At 49.3% G+C, this 19762-nt stretch carries 14 protein-coding genes; 13 read left to right on the forward strand and 1 reads right to left on the reverse strand.

Annotation, left to right across the window (positions count from 1 at the left end; genetic code table 11):
• The first annotated feature begins 13 nt into the window (after nt 1–13).
• The 3 genes from AB4875_RS07165 to AB4875_RS07175 all read left to right on the forward strand — a co-directional run bounded on the left by AB4875_RS07165 (nt 14) and on the right by AB4875_RS07175 (nt 4833).
• On the forward strand, nt 14–760 hold the full coding sequence (locus AB4875_RS07165) for a class I SAM-dependent methyltransferase (RefSeq protein ID WP_368375369.1): 747 nt from the start codon (nt 14–16) through the stop codon (nt 758–760).
• Nucleotides 757–3531, forward strand: a complete 2775-nt coding sequence (locus AB4875_RS07170) for an AMP-binding protein (protein WP_368375370.1) — start codon at nt 757–759, stop codon at nt 3529–3531. Before AB4875_RS07165 ends, AB4875_RS07170 begins: the two co-directional genes overlap by 4 nt.
• Before the next feature lie 147 nt (nt 3532–3678).
• Nucleotides 3679–4833, forward strand: coding sequence for a Na/Pi symporter (locus AB4875_RS07175; RefSeq protein ID WP_368375371.1), 1155 nt, complete (start codon nt 3679–3681; stop codon nt 4831–4833).
• A gap of 201 nt (nt 4834–5034) precedes the next feature.
• On the opposite strand, the gene AB4875_RS07180 is transcribed toward AB4875_RS07175, so the two are convergent.
• On the reverse strand, nt 5035–7404 hold the full coding sequence (locus AB4875_RS07180) for a neutral/alkaline non-lysosomal ceramidase N-terminal domain-containing protein (protein WP_368375372.1): 2370 nt from the start codon (nt 7402–7404) through the stop codon (nt 5035–5037).
• Between the two features lie 368 nt (nt 7405–7772).
• Here AB4875_RS07180 and AB4875_RS07185 point away from each other — a divergent pair, with 368 nt between their 5' ends.
• The 10 genes from AB4875_RS07185 to AB4875_RS07230 all read left to right on the forward strand — a co-directional run bounded on the left by AB4875_RS07185 (nt 7773) and on the right by AB4875_RS07230 (nt 19761).
• Complete coding sequence (locus AB4875_RS07185; RefSeq protein WP_368375373.1) at nt 7773–10379, forward strand: efflux RND transporter permease subunit; 2607 nt, start codon at nt 7773–7775, stop codon at nt 10377–10379.
• Nucleotides 10376–11290, forward strand: a complete 915-nt coding sequence (locus AB4875_RS07190; protein WP_368375374.1) for an outer membrane lipoprotein-sorting protein — start codon at nt 10376–10378, stop codon at nt 11288–11290. Before AB4875_RS07185 ends, AB4875_RS07190 begins: the two co-directional genes overlap by 4 nt.
• Nucleotides 11287–12561, forward strand: a complete 1275-nt coding sequence (locus tag AB4875_RS07195; RefSeq protein ID WP_368375375.1) for a DUF1302 family protein — start codon at nt 11287–11289, stop codon at nt 12559–12561. The genes AB4875_RS07190 and AB4875_RS07195 overlap by 4 nt, the downstream gene beginning before the upstream one ends.
• Entirely contained in the window at nt 12551–13132 is a 582-nt protein-coding gene (locus AB4875_RS07200) for a TetR/AcrR family transcriptional regulator (RefSeq protein ID WP_368375376.1), read from the forward strand. The genes AB4875_RS07195 and AB4875_RS07200 overlap by 11 nt, the downstream gene beginning before the upstream one ends.
• Before the next feature lie 146 nt (nt 13133–13278).
• Nucleotides 13279–13680 carry a rhodanese-like domain-containing protein gene (locus AB4875_RS07205; protein WP_368375377.1) on the forward strand — a complete coding sequence of 134 codons (402 nt, stop codon included), beginning with the start codon at nt 13279–13281 and terminating at the stop codon, nt 13678–13680.
• 248 nt (nt 13681–13928) lie between these two features.
• Nucleotides 13929–14804, forward strand: coding sequence for a HupE/UreJ family protein (locus tag AB4875_RS07210; RefSeq protein ID WP_368375378.1), 876 nt, complete (start codon nt 13929–13931; stop codon nt 14802–14804).
• Between the two features lie 14 nt (nt 14805–14818).
• Entirely contained in the window at nt 14819–15166 is a 348-nt protein-coding gene (locus tag AB4875_RS07215; RefSeq protein ID WP_368375379.1) for a DUF6488 family protein, read from the forward strand.
• 10 nt (nt 15167–15176) lie between these two features.
• Entirely contained in the window at nt 15177–15524 is a 348-nt protein-coding gene (locus AB4875_RS07220; protein WP_368375380.1) for a hypothetical protein, read from the forward strand.
• A gap of 248 nt (nt 15525–15772) precedes the next feature.
• Nucleotides 15773–18301, forward strand: coding sequence for a TonB-dependent receptor (locus AB4875_RS07225; RefSeq protein ID WP_368375381.1), 2529 nt, complete (start codon nt 15773–15775; stop codon nt 18299–18301).
• 11 nt (nt 18302–18312) lie between these two features.
• The gene (locus AB4875_RS07230) at nt 18313–19761 is read left to right on the forward strand and encodes a M20 family peptidase (RefSeq protein WP_368375382.1); all 1449 of its coding nucleotides are present in this window, start codon (nt 18313–18315) and stop codon (nt 19759–19761) included.
• Nucleotide 19762: the final 1 nt, after the last annotated feature.

Consider the following 19762-nt stretch of genomic DNA (forward strand, 5'->3'; position numbering starts at 1 on the left):
GGAGTCCTGTGCTTTGGATACCGCACAAGTTTACAACGACAACGCCAAAAAGTGGCTGCGTTTAACACCGAGTTCCCTGTCAGATTTTACCGCGCGGCCGTTTGTTTTTGAGGCCTGTGGCGAACTGAATAAGCGCTCAGTATTAGATGTTGGTTGTGGCGAAGGGTATTGCGCCCGAGAGCTCAAGCGCCGGGGTGCTGGCGATTACCTCGGCTTAGATTTATCTGCGCAGATGATAGAAGCCGCCCAAATACAGGAAGCCCAAGACCAGCTAGGGATTGAGTACCGAGCTTGTAATGTGGTTGAATTTATCCCCGACAGGCAGTTTGACCTTTGTATTGCCGTGTTTCTGTTTAACTACTTGCGGGTAGAAGATATGCAGCGTGTATTTTCTATGGTCTACAAGTCATTGCCGCCTCAGGGCGAATTTATTTTCAGTGTGCCTCATCCCTTTTTTCCCTTTGTGCGTGCCAGTCAAGCAGCGCCATTTTACTTCGATGCCACCGGTAAGAACTATTTTACTGACGTGAATGAGAAGTTTGAGGGCGAAATCTGGAAGCGCAGCGGTGAACCTTTGCATGTCCAGTGTGTGCATAAAACCTTTAGCGATTACTTTGATTGCTTGCGACACGCAGGCTTCTCCGCTATGCCTGAAGTAAAAGAGTTAAGTGTGACACCGGAACTTGTCGCGATAGACGAGGCGTTTTTTTCCCCCCTGTTAAATGAACCATTACATGTGCTGTTCAAGGTTAAAAAATGACGCTCGTCGGTCATTTTAATGATGTTAGCTTAAGCCCCGGCTCCTTAATTGAACGTCTCCTTTACCATGCAGAAATGCATCCAGATCACGACGCTATTGTTAGCCAGACAGCAAGGCTGTCATATGTCCAACTTGCTCAGCTGGTTCGGTCCCAAGTCAATCGTTTCAATGACGCGGGTATTAAAGCCGACGCCGTAATTGGAATAAAATGCGCGGATGATAGTCAGCATCTGGTTCTATGTCTCGCCGCAGTATATATGGGCGCAACGTCGTGTACGGTGCCTTCATACGAGCCTGTGGAGAACCAAGAAACCGTTGTTGAGAGCTGCGGTGTTAGCTATGTTGCTGACGGCACCGCTTTTGTGAATGAGCCATCATCAGCCGAGCTATTGGAAGCAAGCCCGGAAGTCGCCGCGAAAGCGTCTTTATTATTTTCTACTTCCGGCACCACCGGGGCTCCCAAGCTAGTTGTTCATTATGATAGTGATATTGTTGCACAGGCCCATCGTCACATCGGTTCTTCACATGAGCGATTCGCCTGCCTGGCCTCCATGGAACACAATTTTGCCAAACGTCATCGGCTCTATTGTGTCGCGATGGGTGCGACTAATGTCTTTATTGATACCATTCAGAATTCGTTACTTGCCCAATGCCAAGCACTCGATGTAAATGTGATGCACGTGTCCGCGTTTCAGGCCCAAGAGTTATTGGCAATACCGGGTGTTGACGCTTTATCTAATATTCAATTGAAGTTAGGCGGATCGCATGTTGCCACAACGCTTCGAGCGCGGCTGCGAAATTCAATCACTAGCAACTTGCGGGCGGGCTATGGAACAACTGAAACAGGTGCTATTGCATTTACAGATCCCGATGATGCGGGCTCAGATAATAGCGTTGGCCGAGCCTTGCCAGGAATTGAAGTACGCACTGTGTCAGCAGACGGAGAAATTCTTGGCCGCGGCGAAACCGGAGAGTTGCATATTCGTTGCCACGGCATGTTTCGTGGATATTCCGGTAATTCGGATCTGACGGCAAGCCGACTTGAAGATGGTTGGTTTCGCAGCGGTGATATAGGTTATCTCGACGAAGAAGGACGGATTTATCTGTGTGGCCGGTCCGACGATATGTTCGTTTTCAACAGCATGAATATATTCCCTCAGGATATTGAATCTCAGATACGCCAATTTCCGGGCATCGTCGACACCGCGGTTTTCCCTAAGCGCTCGTCGGTGCATGGTAATATTCCGGTTGCGCTGCTTGTTTTCGCCAAGAATACGAGACCTCAGCTGCAAGAGTTGGAGAAATTTTTAAAGCGACATCTGGGCTTGCGTTCACCACGGCAGCTTCTTATTGTCGATGAGATTCCCAGAAACACAGCAGGAAAAATCGCTCGCCGAGAAGTGGCTAAGCTTTCAGCGCAAGCGGAGCCGATACGTAAAACCATTATTCGGGCTTTAGATCCTAAGGCAAAAATGTCCCTCAAGGCATCCCAGATAGCAGAATTTGAGCGGGGTAGTGGCGACATCTTGTTCCGCAAAGTCGATTTAGACTCCCTCGGGCGTATGGAATTATTAGTCGCCCTCGAATTGGAATATGACGTTGTTATTCACCCCAACGAATACGGTAATTTCCGCTATTTGGGTAATATGGTCGCGAGGGTATTATCATTACAGCACACAAAAGAACAAGAAGAGCAGCAAAAACAAGAATTGGGGCAGAAGTCACAAGACTTACGGAAGACGAATATCGACTCCGATTTTAATGATGTTATTCGCGATGATCGTTCCTTTGATACACCGCCGTACATCGTACAATTTTTTAAGCGTATCGTCAGACTTTGTCCCACCGTTGCGCATTTAAACAGAGCGCTAACATCTCTTGAATATCGACTGTCCCCAGCTGATGTTGATGTGTTGTATGCCAAGAATCGTGATAAGGAGCTAGTTCCCGCAGGTAACGGTCAGAAATATCATGCAGCAACAGGTCGTTGGCTAGAGGATCTTCAGCAACAGCTATTAAGTAGTGGAAAACTGAAGACAGAGCCTTTTATTTACCAACGCCTGGCACCTACCGCCACGCTATTTATTGGCACAGGAACACCGGCGGGTAAAACCCTATTGATATGCTTTCCAGGTAGGGGAGATCGAAGCATGATGATGCCGGTTGCGGTATTGTTACAGCACGTCGATGCCGCTGCCTATGATGTCTTAGTCATTGCGGAGGTTTTGAATCAAGCTTATCAGCGCGGTGTCCCGTTTCTTGGCAACACCGTGACGGATATGGCCGACTGGATAGCCAATTCTCCGCGGCTAGTCAACTACGGTGCCTATCGTACTATGGGCTGCAGCGCGGGAAGTTACCCGGCTTTAATCACTGCCTATCGATTGAGGGCAGAATTGGCGCTATCTATCGGTGGTCGTTTCCATAAAAATAAACATATCATCAAAATTCTGGGGAGAATATTTGTGATCTGGCGCGCTCGCTTGAAGGGGCATTGCCCACAAGTGCTATTAAGTTATGCTAAAAATGTAGGTCGTGACCGACAATATGCTAGGACAATTGCCTTCCTTTTTGGCGCTAAGCCGCTAGTCATTGAGCGGGATAATGGTCAGGTCGGACACCTGATTCTTGAGAAATTAGTTGAAAACGGTGGCTTGAGAACATTCCTGACACAAACCGTCTTTGCGCAAGCCGGCATGGAAATTATCCCTAATAAAAATGGCGATTTAGTTTTTAGCTTTCCTGAAAATAAAGTTCTAGAACATCAATAAATCCCTCGCCACCTCTAATATTCTTCTCTGTTATTAGAAGCTAATTTTATAATCCGCCTAGCTGACATTTAATTGAAACATAACTGACATATTATATTGGGAATATGCGTTTAGCCTTCAATGAATAGTCACTAGGATTAGTAAACTGTGTCGAATTTAGACTTGAGCTTGGCCGATCAACCCCAGGAGGACCCTGGTAAGTATCTGGTTTTCAAATGGATGCAGTTACTGTTCTTGATATACATTATTTTGCTCGCCGTCAGTGTTATTGGTGACGGATTCAAATTAGCGACAGGCGAGCACGCTACCGCACTTTTCGAATTTGCCCAGAACCCGCTGCTGGGTCTTATCATTGGCATGACGGCGACCGCACTTATTCAATCTTCAAGCACCGTAACTTCGATCATAGTCGCTATGGTTGCGGGTGGTTTGCCCATAGGTATTGCGATCCCCATGGTAATGGGAGCGAATATTGGTACCAGCATCACCAATACGATTGTTAGCCTGGGTCATATTACTAATAAAAACGAATTTCAACGGGCCTTTTCTGCTGCAACCGTGCATGACTTTTTTAATATGCTCTGTGTGGTGATATTTTTACCTCTGGAAATTGCGTTTGGTCTCTTAGAAAAAATCAGCAGTACGGTAATCACCTGGCTCGCAAAAATTCAAACTAGTGGTAATGGCTTTAACCCAGTAAAGGCGATCACAGAACCCTTCGCTGAGCGGCTTGTTTCTTTGGTGAGTCCCTTATCTGAGCTGATGGGTGGTATGATTTTAGCTGTAGCGGGTGTTGGTTTGATTGTTTTTGCCATTACGTTTATCGGTAGAACCATGAAGTCCTTGATGGTTGGCAAGGCCAAAAATGTTCTTCACCATGCTATTGGTAAAGGTCCTGTCACTGGGATTTTCTCAGGCACTATTGTGACGGTAATGGTGCAGTCATCTTCTACCACCACGTCCCTGGTGGTGCCCTTAGTGGGTAATGGTATTTTAAAAACCCGAGATATATACCCCTTCACCCTGGGTGCCAATATTGGCACCTGCATAACAGCATTAATTGCTTCGCTGGCGGTCACTGGCGAGTTTGCGCTAGTCGCACTACAAATTGCCCTAGTACATCTTATTTATAATGTGCTCGGAGTTGCGGTGGTGTTTGGGATTAAATTCTTACGTGAAATACCGCTTAAAATTGCAGAGGGGTTATCCCAGCGGGTAGCGGAGCAAAAGATTCTCGGTTTTGCTTATATCGCTAGCGTATTTTTTGTAATGCCGATTGTGGCTATCTTTGCTAGCCAATAAGCAAATTAAAATTTAGGTATACGTTTTTATTGCCCGCTGGGTCGCGTGTATATAGCTAGCACTTCACATGCGCTAGGCTAGATAAAAGCCCAAAATTAGTGAGTTAATTAGCTTATTGTTTTTAGGCAATAGTGGTTTCTGTTTTATTGTTGAAGAAGCCCCAGTAATGCTGCTCGGCGTTGCTGGGGTTCCTGCAAGGTCTTATGGGCAGACACTCTCCGTGCCGATAATGGTGAAGGTGTTTGATATTGCCTGGTATGGTTGGGCCTCTAAAGCGATAAGGCCTAGAGACTTGCCTTCTACCCGCAATCGATAGGTGCCCGTTGGCGTATTCGCTGGAATCGTCCAGTTCACTGCTGCTGTGCCGCCGCTAGTAAGCAGTGGTCGCTCTAGGGCTACGGGTGCTTGTAGTATCGGTTTCCATTCATACAGTAATTCTGGCGTACGATCTTCCTCAACTACTAACCAGTCACCGCTAGGCAATTGCTTTTCGACGTAGACATAACTCTCCTGAATTCGTAGATCATTACCGGGATGTCCGACCACGAATTCAGCGTCCAGCACCTCACCTGCAGTGATTGAGCTGGGTGGTTGAGTGACGACGGTGCCCGCTGGGCCGCCGGGATTTGGTAATTCTCGGGGGCCGGCCTGTAGAGTTAAATCTATGCGATCACCCGGTGCGGGTGCTTCGCTTACTGGCGTTTGACTGCGCATAGCGCGTGCGAGCTGCAAGGATTCCTGAGCAACGGCGGCCTGTGTCCACGGACCATAGAGTGTGGAGGCACCTTCATATTGCTGTGACGAATATTCTTCGCGTGTGGTGAGGTAGTGAACATAATCGTTAACTAACCCGGCAATGACCACAGTATCAACGCCAATGGGTGCTAGCTCTTCTAGTAATAGCCCACGGATGCGGCGTGCCGACATGGTGGTGACTTCCCAGGGCAGGCCCAGTAAGGCCAGGTTACCCACGCGGAATAACTGAATCGGTAATTCCGTGCCACCACGCGGCAGCAAGACGGGTTTTTCGGCTTGGCAGGAAAAATCCCCTAAGAACAATAGCGCGTCTCTAGCGTTGCACATAACAGCTGCTGATAGGATATGACCGGGGATTAAATCCTCGGGCCAGCTACCGGGAAAGCCTTCTAATCGCGCTCCGGCAAGCGTCTCAATATCGTTTAGAGCGGCTTCGAGTATGGCGGGATCGTCACTGCACTTCAGCCCTTCCTGGGTGGGTCCTGGGCCGTCTTCTGCACCGGCGCCAAAAGAGGTGCCAAGAATACCGTCACAGGTTTTCTTTACCGCCTCATCCAGCTCAGCGGGGTGTTTCAAACTTGCCAACACCACCGGGTCATCGACCGTAATATTGGTGATGGGGATTCGCAAAAATTGATAATCCACCGGCCCATTGACTACCTTGCCGGTGCCGTAAAGTTCGATTGCTCTTGCCAATTGTTTGATCCCCGAAATGGCATTGGCGTCGAAGTCGTTTTCACCGCCGCCACGTTTGGGGCTGGGGTAGGGAAATTCTTCGATGGCTATATTGGGTGAGGCATCGCCTTCATCTGCCTGGGCAAAAGCGCCCACGAAGGTGCCTGTGGCTGGATCTGCGCGGTAGTCGGTTCCCATTAGGCGTTCGAAGCCGAGTGAGGCGTAGCCTTTTACATCGCCACTCACGTATTTTTGAGCTGGACCGATGACGGTGGGGTGTACGCCAAACCAGTTAATCAAACCCGCAGCGCTGCCGTCTTCACGATTCAGTTCAAGCTGTACCATGCGCTTGTTGACCTGAGTTTCTTCATTTCGGGCGTTTAAAAACAGGTTTCGTTCCGCTTGGGTATTTTGTGCGTAGGCGGGTTTGGAGCGGTTTATATTGGCATTTAACAATTCACCTGAAGACAAGTTGATGCCTGCTGGTTCGGGATTCGCCAGCAGATTCGCCTGCGCCTTGCTAATGGCTTGAACGATGCCGTTCGTGATAACGGCTAGACCATTGCCTATGCCGATCAGCCCTGTGCCGGGGTCTGAGTGGGTATGGGTAACAGACAACATAATGTTGTTCGCATTATAGAGTGTGTTCAGCTCTTCATCGGCGGCAATTTCGGCTAGAACAGCGTCGCGGAGACTCGCGCTCATTAGCCCAGTATCAATGGAAACAAACATCACCCGCTTATTGTTGCAGGGTGAGGCAATGGCAAATGCACGGGCATAAACGCGAGAGTGAAGAGCGCTGAATACTTGCTGTGGATTTACCCAGGCGAGGCTGGCGGTGTCGGCGATGGGTGCAGTGATGTCGTGTAGACCGGTGCCGACCAAATACTCGGCGTTACTGGAGCACAGCGCCGCACTGCCCCGTGCGGCGCTGACGTCCACTTCTAATTTTCCCGGAGCGTCCAGACCGTCGCCGACCAATCGACGCGGGTCATCTACCACGCATTGCGCGCCTTCCTCGTTGACGAGTTGTGATCGGGTCTGGGGGGCTGCCGCATTGCCATTATTGCTACTGCTGTCGTTACAGGCGACTAGCGCCAAGCCGCAGAGCATAACTAATGCGGGTTTGATCAGTATCATATGCTACACCTGATATTTTATTGAAGTTGTTATATAGCTGGGGTGTGTTATCCCAACTATAAAAATCCGTGCGGCTCGATTATAGCCTGTTGCAGGGTGACTCCAAATTCAGCCGGATAGCTTTAGCTACAAATATACCTGCGCAATAAACGTATCAGAGCAATAAACATACCAAGGCTAGGGGCGAGACCGCGCCGCTAAGACGCTATAAAGATGCAAATAAGAAAAATAAGCATTATTTGGCTGCTTAACGTGGAGGAGACGGAGGCATCACCTCCATGAACAAGGCTTAATTACACTTGCAAACCAACTGGTCGGTCGTGTAGGATCCTGCAGATACAAAATAAGAGTATTGGAGTAGTGCCCCCGTGCAATATCTGTTGAATCGTATCCAAGACTGGCTGGAAACAGTTCCCGAGCAATCAGTGCGCTGGCGCTGGTTAATCTTACTTGTGCTGATTAGCAGTCTAGGTCTGTCGATTTGGGGTGTGATGACCCGAATGACCTTGGATATGTCTCCAGAAGTTTGGTTTGCAGAAGACGCTCAGCCCGTTTTGGTAAGAAACGCCTTTCGTCATCAATTCGGTAGCGACGAGGACATTTTTATTGCCTATAAGCCCAAGTCCGGCGATGTGTTTTCTGCCGACGCTTTGCAAACACTGGTTCAGTTGCACCGGGATATCGAGAATAAATCAGCAGCTATCACCCTAGCAGACGGCAGCAGCAACCCCTTTAATCGCATTATCCGCATCGACAGCCTTTACAATGCGCACTATCAAATCGCCGACGGCGACACACTTATTTCACGACCACTGATTGGTCACGACTTTCCTAGGACTGAAGCTGAGCGCGAAGCCCGACGCGATATAGCATTGGGTCAAAAAAGCTTTGAGCGAATGTTTTTCTCGCCGGACTTCACTACCGCCGGAATTCGTTTGAAAACCAATCTAGGCGCCATGCTTAAGTCTGATGGTCTCTCAGAAGAAGTGGCGTCTGATGATTTGCTGAGTAGCGGTGACTTCATGCTGGACATTGGTGCAATGGACGCACCATCTGTAGACGCCGCGCCAGAGGCTGCGAAATTTTTAGAAGAACAAGTTCTTAATTACGCCCAGGTCGTTAGGGCAATCAGGGAATCCCTTGAGGACCCCAAGTACGCCGATTTCGAATTTCACATAGCAGGCAGTCCTTCTCTGATGGAGTTTTCTATGAACTCTATGGAGCAGGCAAGCGGCCTGATCGGTCTGATGATACTGCTGATTATCGTGCTGAGTTGGTTTAGCTTCCGCTCCTTTAGCGCAGTGGTGTGGCCTCTCAGTATTGTATGTATCTCTGTAGTCTGGGCGGTGGGTCTTGGCTGCTGGCTGGGCCTGTCCTACACCGCTGTCCTAGCTCTCACTGTCATGCTGGCTATTGCTGTTGGCGTCGCAAGCTGTATCCACGTACTCAATGCCTACCTCCTATTCAGACAGGAGCACCATAGTCATGAGCGCGCCATGGCGCTGTGCTACCGGCAAACGGGTACGCCGATTCTACTGACCTCACTTACTACCATGATCGGGATGCTGTCGCTGACGCTGGCGGATATGCCAATTATGGAGGTGTTCGGCATGGTCTCAGCCTTTGCCGTGCTGTTCTCTGTGCTGCTGGTATTATTTTTACTACCACTGATGCTGCATATTTGGCGCCCCACGCACAGGATTGCTGTTGCCCGAGCCAGACAATCGACAATCCAGCGGATTTTTAATATTGAAGCTTTTTTGGGCAAGGTTGCAGAATTTACTGAGCGTTTCTCCAAGCCTATCGTGATTATTTATGTCGCCGCCTTTATCTTATTGATATACGGCGGCACCAAGGTGGCTATCGACTCCAACTACGCCGAGCAAGCTCGCGAGGGCACAGACTTACGCAATGCAATGAATGTGGTCGACGAAAAGCTGATGGGGGGAATGGCGCTAGAGATATATCTTAATTTCAATCATCGCGACGCCCTTAAAGACCCCGTGGTACTCAAGGCTATGGATGAATGGGTTAATGACCTTAAGCGCGATTACCCCGACAAAATTGTGAAGACATTTTCTCTGGCCGATGTGGTTAAAGACTCTAATAAGGTTATGAACCAAGGCGATCCCAAATTTGAAGTGATCCCCGACGATCCGCGAATGGCCGCGCAGCTTCTTTATTTGTTTGACAGCGCCAATTCAGCAGACCGCCGTGCAGTAGTTAGTGATGACTACAGCCATGGGCACATCAGCTTTATGTTGAGAAACGCGGGCTCCTATGAATACACCGACATGTTCGAGCGTATTAACGACGATATTGCCAATCACTTTCCGCAGTTGCATGAGCGCTATCCCGATATGGAAATGAAAGTGACGGGTTCCTTCCATCTCATCATGGCGCTTTTTGATCTTGTTATTACCACCCAGCTGAAGAGCTTTGGTTTTGCTTTAATTGCCATCAGCGTCGTCATGATGATCAGTCTAGGCAGTATTCAGTCCGGCTTAATCTCTACGCTTCCCAACCTAATGCCCGCTGCATTTACCTTCGGTATTCTGGGCTGGCTGGGGGTTTCTTTAAATGCCGACACCCTAGTTATTGCGCCAATCATTCTCGGTATTGCTGTTGATGACACCATCCACTTTATCAGTCACTACCGAGAGTCCTGGATCAAACACGGCGATGTCCGCAAAGCCATGCATGAGACCCTGCGCGAAGTCGGTCAGGCGGTTATCTTCACCACGCTGATCTTGGGTTTCGGCTTCGGTGTTCTCATCTTCTCCAGCAATATGGGACTGGCTAAACCCGGCGCCCTTGGCTCGGCGGCAATCTTTGTTGCCCTGCTGTCTGATTTGCTGTTCCTGCCGGCGCTGATCTACTGGTTCAAGCCTGAACTGGGACGCGACAAAGCTCTGCAGATTCGACGCTCAGCACAAACCCACCTCGGCACGCTAGAGTCAGGAGGCTCACAATGATAAGAACCCTAGAAGCGTTATTCGTGAAACGTATTGGCGCTCACATTATATGTGGCGTTCTATGCACGGCTGGTTTTATTCACCAGGCCAGCGCCGCCGATGATGCTCAAAGTATCATGGATAAAGTGGATCAGCGGCAGCGCATGGTTGCCAATGGCTCGCTGACTAAATCGGTGCTCTCCAGCTGTAAATTCACCATGAAGAATAAACAACTGGCTTGCGCCGAAACACCTCGTACTAAGGTTTTGGAATCAGCCTCTAAGCAATACGGTGAACACCTCAAAGACAGCCGGGGTATTTCCATTCTGATTGACCCCGCCAGTGAGCGCGGCATTGGGATGCTCACCTACAGCTACGACGATGACAATCGGGACACTGAATCTTGGCTTTACCTCTCAGCCCTAGGCAAGGTGAAGCGGATGGCCAGTGGCAGTGGCGAAGACCAAGAGCCGGTGTCAGTCTTTGGTTCCGAGTTCACCACCGAAGACATGGAGAACGGAAAAACCGACGAATACAGCTACGAAATCCTCCAAGAGGGGCCCTTTGGTGACCGCCCAGTGTGGGTGATTGAATCCACGCCAAAACCGGTGCGCGCTGGTAAAACCGAGTACAGCAAGCTGCGATTCTGGATCGACAAGGAACGCTTTGTCGCTCTAAAGGCGCAGACCTTTGATAAGCAGGGCAAGGTCTTCAAACAGATACTATCTAAGGATATTGAGGAAATTAACGGCCTGTGGATTGCCCGGGACGTCACCTTAATTAATCTGCAGACTCGGCGCCTGTCGAATATGAAAACCGAAGCAATTGCCATGGGCGTTGAGATTGATGATGAATTTCTTACCCAGCGTACACTTACAGATTTCGCCTTCCGAGAAAAAAGTCTTCAGGCGCTGCGTAAGCATTTCCAATGAGTAAGCACGTGACACAGCAAGTTAAAACGCTGGCGGGGATGGGACTGGCAATATTGCTGCTACCTCACTCAGTTAGCGCGCAGACAGGGGACTTACTGGGTGGCGACGATTTTCTATTTAACTCCAGTGAGATCGATAGCGTTGAATCCCACTGGAGCGACGGCCTAAAAACCACCCTTGAGCACAGTCACACTGAGACAACAGAGGCAACGCGGGAGCAGCGCAGCCATCTGCGTCTAGAATTTGAGACCGGCTTTGCCGGCGGCTGGTTTATTCGCTTGGACACCCGCTACCGCTATTTTTGGTCAGAAGATCGCCTCGCTGAAAATCGTGGTAATTATGGTAAGAACGAATGGCAGAATGCCTGGCTGCAATACAGCCACAATAGTTGCGCCGCTAAAGTGGGGCGCCAAACCCTGATTTGGGGCACGGTGGAAGGCACCTTCGTTACTGACATTATCACCCCCTTCGACTATACCGAGCAGTTGCTAACCGATTTTGGCAATGTTCGCGAACCTCAGGATATGCTGGTTGGCGACTGCTTCTTCGGTGCAGATCAAGTACAGGTGTTCTTCACCCCAGAAGCAAAAACCGATGTTCTGCAGCACGAGCCGCTTGCCCTAAGCCTCGCCCCCGGAGCACCGCCTATCTCACTCGATGTTGATGCCGGCCAAGAGTGGGGGCTGCGATATAAATGGTCGCGAGAAGGCTATGATATAAGCGCCATGTATGCGCGATTATTCAGCAACACACCGACGCTAGTCATGGCGCAGGGCGCGCAGCTACCCACCGCTGAGCTTAGCGAATTCGATATGTACGGCCTTGGCGTGTCCATCGCACGTGGCCGTTTATTAATTAAGGGTGAGGCCGCCTTTAAAACCGAGCAACTCGTCTCGCTAAGTAATGAAACTACTGATCAAATTGACGTCGCCCTAGGCTTTGAATACACCACCCAAGACAACCACGCCGTTAGTGCCGGTCTGTGGTCGCGATATCAAGATAATGATGTGGTCGAACATCAACAGATTGGCGGTGCTACACTTAGCTGGCGAAAGCCCTATCTCAATGATAATTTAATAATGAGTCTATTGGGTAACTGGGCCTCGGAGCCGCGCTTTTTAAGTCTCACAATATTTGCGGAATACCAGTGGGATGATTACTGGAGCAGCTCACTCGCCTTGGGCACTGCCAGTCTCAGTAAGGCAGCACAGACCATCCCGTTTTTAACGACGGACGACTATGTCACGGCCGGAATAAAATATGAGTTCTGAAGAACGGCGTCAACAGATCATCGACGGTGCCACAGAAGTACTGATCGAAAAGGGCATTGTTGCTAGTCGCATGAACGACTTTATCGAGGCCTCCGGCCTCAGCAAGGGCGGGGTATATCACCACTTCTCCAGCAAAGAAGAACTGATGATAGGGGTGCTAACGCACTTGCTGGTGATAAATGCGGAGTCCATGCAGGCTATCCCTGACACCGGCAGCGCCCGCGAACAACTTATCTTGCTGTTGCAAGAATACGAGAAAGTCATCGCGTCTCTCGCGCAATACAATCGCTTGCTTCTGGATTTCTTTGTTCTGGCGCCCCACACGCCCGAGGTGAGCGAACTTTTTAAACAGGGATACCTGTCCTTTCTTGCTAAACTTTCAGGCTTGATACAGCAGGGAATAGACGAGGGTGAGTTCAAAGCCTCCACCAACCCTGAAGCGATTGCCCGCGGCCTACAAGCCTTGTACGACGGTATGGGGATGACCATGATGGTAGTGCCGAATCTGGTGAGTTTTCCCAGTGATGCCAGCGAGACAGCCATGACAATTATTGCTGGTATGTGCCGTTAATCTAAAAACCTTTCTGACACCTTGATTTTTTATGCTGCGAATTTCGAAAAATGTTCACGCATGGCGGCAGCAGATAGCAAATTGACTTGCGCCTTTAATTTCTTTTATTTACAAAAGAGTAAATACTAACTCGAGGATTAAAATAAATGACGTTAAATATATCTTCAAAGCAGCTCGTTCAAGAAGCATCTGCAAAAATCAAAACCTTATCGCTTGAAGAAGCTAAGCTTCTATTAGGTAAGCCTGATGTTCAATTTGTAGATATCCGCGATGTTCGGGAACTCCAGCAAGAAGGCACGATTCCCGGCGCCTTCCATGCACCTAGGGGTATGCTCGAATTTTGGGTTGACCCTGACAGTCCGTATTTCAAACCGGTGTTCGGTGAAGCTAAGCAGTTTGTGTTTTTCTGTCGATCCGCTTCACGCTCTGCACTTGCAAGCGCAGCATTGCAGGATATGGGGCTGAAAAATGTCGCTCATATTGCCGGCGGCTACAGCGCATGGAAGGAGTCTGGTGGGGATATTGCTACGCCAGAAAAGTCGCTTTAAAGCTCGTCAAAGATCATCACTAAACAGTGAAATAGCGTTTGTCAGCTCAAACCTAAAGAGTTTGCCTTGGGTCAATACGGCGTTGAGCTTAATACCCTGCAAGATCAAGTTGCCATAGCAATTGGCGGCCAGGGCGCGGGATTCTTCTAGGGGCGTGATTGGCGGTATTCTGTCGTCGACACTGCTTACCTTATTTGTGCTGCCGTCCTTGTACCGAATGCTGCACCGCACCGATAAAGGAGCATAATGTGAAAAAAACAATGTTTACAGTGCGGTTTTACGCCTTCATTGCTGCATTAGCGACGATGATGTTCACTAGCGTGAATGTGCTCGCCCACGGTATGTCTGAGGCAGATAAACAGCGCGCAATTGAGGCTGGTCTGCCAGATTACATATTGTTGGGTGCAGGTCATATGCTTACCGGCTATGACCATCTGCTCTTCTTATTTGGGGTTATCTTCTTTCTCAGCCGCTTTGCCGATATTATTAAATTCATCACGGCTTTCACTGTGGGTCACTCGATAACGCTAGTTTTTGCCACGCTTTACTCAGTACAGGCAAATTACTTTTTGATTGATGCTGTGATAGCACTCACCGTTTGTTACAAGGGCTTCGAGAATCTGGACGGCTTCAAACGTTATCTTGGTGTAGTGTCGCCGAATCTAATGTGGATGGTGTTTGGCTTTGGCTTGATTCACGGTTTTGGCCTGTCTACTCGGCTGCAGCAACTGCCCATGGGGGACGGCAGTATCGTTATGAAAATACTCGCTTTCAACGTCGGTGTCGAAGTCGGTCAAATCGCGGCACTCACCGTAATGCTGGCACTGTTAGTAGGGTGGCGCAAGACGGCCTCATTCAAACGCTTTAGCGTTATGGCCAATACATTGCTGGTCATCCTTGGTGGCTTGCTTTTCCTGCATCAATTGCATAGTTATCAGCACACCGTACTTGCCGAAAATTTTCCAATTAATACTGATGACCACTCGCATATTCATGAAGATATGGCAGCCGAAGCGAAATCAAATATTCTCGATCGCTATCCTAGGCGCATAATCACTCCTCAGCCTTCACCGCAGGAAGAAGGCCCACATGAACATGGCGATGGCGCCTACCACAGCCACTAAATAAAGGTGAAAACATGAAATATCGAATTACTCTGTGTTTACTCGCAAGCTTGTTTGTAAGCTCAAATCTACTGGCGCATGGCAGTGGTCATGCGCCAGTTACCGAAAAAAAAGCGTTAGCCATAGCAACTCAAACTGTTCAGGGTTTTGCCAATATCGATCCGCAGCTTGGCTTTGGCAAAGTGCCTGCGAGCTGGGCAAATATCGGTAATGAGGCCGCGACAATTTTTCAGAGTGGCGATGGCTACTATATTTTTAAGGTTGTAAATCCCAGCGATGAGCGCACGCTTTATATCCTGATGTCGGCTGAAGGCCAAGTGTATGATGCGAATACCAGCGGTAAGTTTGAAGGCGTAAACTAAAGGTGGAGCTATGACGGCTTATATATTTGCCGCAAAGATACTTCTCGCAGCGTCGGTTATCGGCTATGCGTCGTGGCTATCTGATAAGAAACCGGTGTTGGCGGGCTTTATTGTCGCGCTACCACTGGTTTCTATTTTGGCTTTATTTTTTTCGTACGTAGAACACAAAGATCCACAGGCCAGCATTACCTTTGCCAAAAGTATTCTTTTTGGCGTGCCGATTTCATATTTATTCTTCCTGCCGTTTTTACTGGCTGATCGGCTTCACTTTGGCTTTTGGCAAAGTTATATATCGGGTTTGCTATTGCTGGTCGGGGGCTACTTTGTACACCGAGCGATAATGATTGCCATTGGGTGACCTTCCTATTGGCTATCAAACTCATAACCAATTTCAATTAAGAAGCCAGCCCCCTTCTCACCGTTGACGAAGAGTCGGCAAAGGATTTTCACGAAATATCCACCTGACCATTCGGCTTTATCTTGGGTGAACAGGCGGCGAAGTTACGGGTGAATCGACACGCTGAATTCTAAACATCTTTAGTTAATGCCCTGTAACGCGATAGGATGGCGGGTATAAAAATAAATAGCGTGTTATAGGGAAAACTTATGATCTTGAATACTCGTCGCTTCTATTGCTGTGTGTCTGCCTTGTCAGCATTTTTGTCTGTGCCGTTTGTTGTGGCAGAGGAGTCGAATAGCAAGACTAGGGCGGTATTGGAGGAGGTTGTGGTTACTGCCCGCCGTCGAGAAGAGGGCTTGCAGGAGACACCTCTGGCGATTACAGCTTTAAGTTCGGACTATCTCGATGCAATGGGGGTGAGTTCTATTGCAGACGTTGAAACCCTCAGTCCAAGTTTGCAGTTTTCTCAAACCAACTATAAAGCACCCGCCATTTTTATTCGCGGTATTGGCCAGCGTTCGGGTAATCCTGTTTTAGATCCTGGTGTTGGCGTGTATTTAAACGGGGTGTATATACCGCGCTCTGATGCGCAATTATTAGACGCCGTTGATGTTGCGAATATCCAAGTGTTGCGGGGGCCGCAGGGCACCTTATTCGGAAAGAATAATATCGGTGGCGCCTTATTGGTTGACTCTAAACGGCCGAGTTCCGATGCAACCGAAGTTGAGGTGCGTGTAACCGCTGGAAGTTACGGCCGTAAAGATGGCAAATTAACGGCAAATATACCGTGGACTAATGACAGCATTAGTAGCCGCATCGCCTTGAACTCTAAACGTAGCGACGGCTATATCGATAACGTTAACTCCAGTCACAATTTATTTGACGAAGATAGATTGGCTGTGTCACAGCGTACTATTTGGTATCCCACGGATACCCTTGAATTAGACTTTTTTAGTTTTATGAGCCGCATTGATGAGCGCGGTACGCCCTATAGTTGTGGCTTCCAAAATAGCGGAGCAATATTAACCCAAGGTGTTTACAGAGGCAGTGGCGGAGAGAATCTAAAGGCCGCCTGTGATGCCAGTGCGGCGCTGGCCGATAGCTTTAAAGTCAGTCAAAACGATGAAGATGCGGTTTATGCGATAGATAACCAGATGTACGCGCTCACGCTGCGGATGCCGGTGTTCGGCTTGGAGATGGAGAGTGTGAGCAGTTTTGCTCTGCAAGATAATATCCGCATAAGTGGTGACTCTGACGGCTCCGCAGTTGAGAGCGTGTCGGTGGGTTCTAATGCCGGTAATGCCGTTTTTATGGGTGGTGGTTTGACTGCACCAAGCGCAGACCGAAATCAGTTCACCCAAGAGTTGAAATTTAACGGTAGCTTATTAGACGACACGCTTAAGCTTACCTTCGGGATATTTTATGCTCGCGAAGAATTGAACAATACCTTGGACGGCACGGACGTCGGTGATAACGGTTTGGTGGGGATACCTCCTGATGCTGCAGTTGCACTGCCGGTGGCGGTTCCGCCCGCATTTTTACTGCCGGTGCAGGCCAATACTGCGTCCTTGGCAGACTACGAAAATGAAACCCGCGCTATCTTTGCACAGGCCTCATGGGATGTGTATGACTGGTTGCAGTTGACTTTGGGTCTGCGATACACCGAAGAAGAACGGCATGCTATTCACACCATGGTGGTGCCAGATTATGAGGAATATGCGAATCGCCTAAATGCTCAAATCGGCACTAATCCGGCCATCCTGTTACCGGTGGTACATGCCATGGATGGTATTTATAGTCCAGTTAGTAGGGACCAGTATTTCGCTTATCAGGCGCCCGAGGTTCCGCTGGTGTTCTTGCCCTCAATTACCGGCGGCACCACCTTTTCAGAATTCACGCCGCTGTTCACGGCCAATTTCATTGCACCTGAATCACTGGCGAATGCGCTTAATTTTGATAGCGTGATTGCCTACTTTACAGTGAGTGATGGCTTTAAATCGGGCGGCCTTGATGTGCGCTCTACTCAAACCGGCTCAGAGCTTCAGCAGTTTGATCCCGAGCAAGTCCGCAACACCGAGCTGGGTGTCAAAATAGACGCCCTTGATCAGCGCTTGCGATTTAATGTGGCGGTGTATCAGCTTGATTACACTGACTTACAAGTCGCCCTTTATGAGCGCGGCAATACCAATACCGAAGTGGTTCAGTTTACCGGTAATGCCGGTGAAGCGGTGGTCGATGGTTTTGAACTTGAGTTAACGGCCTTGCTGGGTAACTGGACGATTAACGCCAATGCCGCTTATACCGACGGTGATTTTATTGAGTACGACTTGGGCACCAACACCGCCGATGGCTTCGCCATTGTTGATAGAAGCGGCGAAGCCTTTCCACAAGTGCCCCAGAATGTCAGGGGCATGGTGGTTCAATACGATTGGGAAAGTCCCATAGGCCGCGTTGTGCCTAGTCTCCAGTATTATTATTCCGATGAGATTTTCATCGGTACCGATTACCTCAGCGGCGAGTACGAGAGTTCCAATATCGGTCAATATGAAATTTATAATGCGCGCATGTTATGGGATGTGAGCGATCAACTTAGTGTTGCTGCTTACATTAATAATCTTAAAGATAGCTCCTACTTTGTTGGCGGTATTGCCGTCACCAGCGTGATAGGAGTGGCTAACCGAGTGCCTGGCTCGCCAAGGCAGTTTGGTGTTGAAGTGAGCTACCGTTTTCAATAAGAGATTGATGGATGAAAAAGTTATTAGCTATCGCCTTCCTTGCTTTAATTGCATTTGTCTTGATTCGCGGCCTAATGTTTGGGGTAGATGCGGTCGAGGTGCAGGGTATCGAGCCCATAGCCTGGGAAGAGGGCAGGCCGCTTGAAAGTCTGATCGCAGCTATACAGATACCGACCATCTCCGAGGGTGACGGCCGGCCAGTTAATGCAAAGGCCTTTGCTGATTTTAGGCAATATTTAGCCCTGCGTTATCCGCGGGTGTTCAATGAGCTAGAGGTAGAAATACTGGCAGAGCACTCGCTGTTATTGCGCTGGGACGGATCTGGCAGCCAATCGCCGGTGATGTTTTTAGCGCACCAAGACGTTGTGCCGGTGATTCCAGGTAGTGAGTCATCTTGGCGTTACCCCCCCTTTGCCGGGGTGGTGAGTGAGGGTTTTATTTGGGGGCGCGGCGCCCTTGATGATAAGGGAAGTTTAATTAGTATTTTGGAGTCTGCTGAACGCTTACTCTCTGAAGGTTTTGTGCCTGAGCGAACCATCTATTTCGCCTTTGGACATGACGAAGAAATCGGCGGCGAAGGTGCCAAAGCCATCGCCAAGGCACTGGCTCTAAGAAATGTGCGGCTGGGCTTTTTATTGGACGAGGGGGGCTTTGTCACCAAAGACTTAATCCCCGGTATTAAGGGCCGTGTCGCATTAATCGGCCCTGCAGAAAAGGGCTATGTGAGTTTAAATATAAGCGCGAAGGGCGACGGTGGCCACGCCTCTATGCCCCCCAGTCATACCGCCTTGGGCCTTGTTGCTAGGGCAATCACCCGCTTGGAGAATAATCCCTTTCCCGCTGATCTTAGTTTTACGCGCGACACCTTGGAGGCTTTAGGTTCAAAGGCGCCGTTTATCCAGCGCCTGGTGTTTGCCAACCTTTGGCTATTGGGGCCATTGGCGGAAAGTATGATGTCGGATATTCCGGGAGCCAATGCGGGTATCCGCACAACGACGGCGGCGACCATGATGAGCGCAAGTGTAAAAGACAATGTCTTACCGCTGAGCGCTAACGCCGTGGTTAATTTCAGGATTTTACCGGGGGATACGGTTGAGTCGGTTATCGCCTATGTGAATCGGGTTATTGATGACCCCGAGGTTGTGGTATCGCCGTATAGTGACTTTGCTAATAACCCTTCCAAGGTCGCCCCTGTGGGTTCGGGTGGATACCAAGTGTTGAGCGAGATCATTCGACAAGTGCGACCAGATACCGCGGTGGCGCCGCGTTTAGTGGTTGGCGCAACTGACGCACGTCATTTTGAAGCGATTGCTGATGCGAGCTACCGCTTTTTGGGCTTAGAAGTGGGGCCCGAAGAATTGGCCGGTATGCACGGCACTAATGAGCGGGTATCGGTGGAAAGTTTTATGGATTCAGTGCGTATCTATTATCGTTTAATGCAACGCTCAGCAGAGCTTTAGA

Source organism: Zhongshania sp. R06B22, from assembly GCF_040892595.1.
Lineage (GTDB): Bacteria > Pseudomonadota > Gammaproteobacteria > Pseudomonadales > Spongiibacteraceae > Spongiibacter > Spongiibacter arctica.

Excerpts from the sequence above, each read along its gene's own strand:
- AB4875_RS07170 (WP_368375370.1), top strand. The coding sequence starts at position 757 with ATGACGCTCGTCGGTCATTTTAATGATGTTAGCTTAAGCCCCGGCTCC.
- AB4875_RS07180 (WP_368375372.1), bottom strand. The coding sequence starts at position 7,404 with ATGATACTGATCAAACCCGCATTAGTTATGCTCTGCGGCTTGGCGCTA.
- AB4875_RS07190 (WP_368375374.1), top strand. The coding sequence starts at position 10,376 with ATGATAAGAACCCTAGAAGCGTTATTCGTGAAACGTATTGGCGCTCAC.
- AB4875_RS07195 (WP_368375375.1), top strand. The coding sequence starts at position 11,287 with ATGAGTAAGCACGTGACACAGCAAGTTAAAACGCTGGCGGGGATGGGA.
- AB4875_RS07200 (WP_368375376.1), top strand. The coding sequence starts at position 12,551 with ATGAGTTCTGAAGAACGGCGTCAACAGATCATCGACGGTGCCACAGAA.
- AB4875_RS07205 (WP_368375377.1), top strand. The coding sequence starts at position 13,279 with ATGACGTTAAATATATCTTCAAAGCAGCTCGTTCAAGAAGCATCTGCA.
- AB4875_RS07215 (WP_368375379.1), top strand. The coding sequence starts at position 14,819 with ATGAAATATCGAATTACTCTGTGTTTACTCGCAAGCTTGTTTGTAAGC.
- AB4875_RS07220 (WP_368375380.1), top strand. The coding sequence starts at position 15,177 with ATGACGGCTTATATATTTGCCGCAAAGATACTTCTCGCAGCGTCGGTT.
- AB4875_RS07225 (WP_368375381.1), top strand. The coding sequence starts at position 15,773 with ATGATCTTGAATACTCGTCGCTTCTATTGCTGTGTGTCTGCCTTGTCA.
- AB4875_RS07230 (WP_368375382.1), top strand. The coding sequence starts at position 18,313 with ATGAAAAAGTTATTAGCTATCGCCTTCCTTGCTTTAATTGCATTTGTC.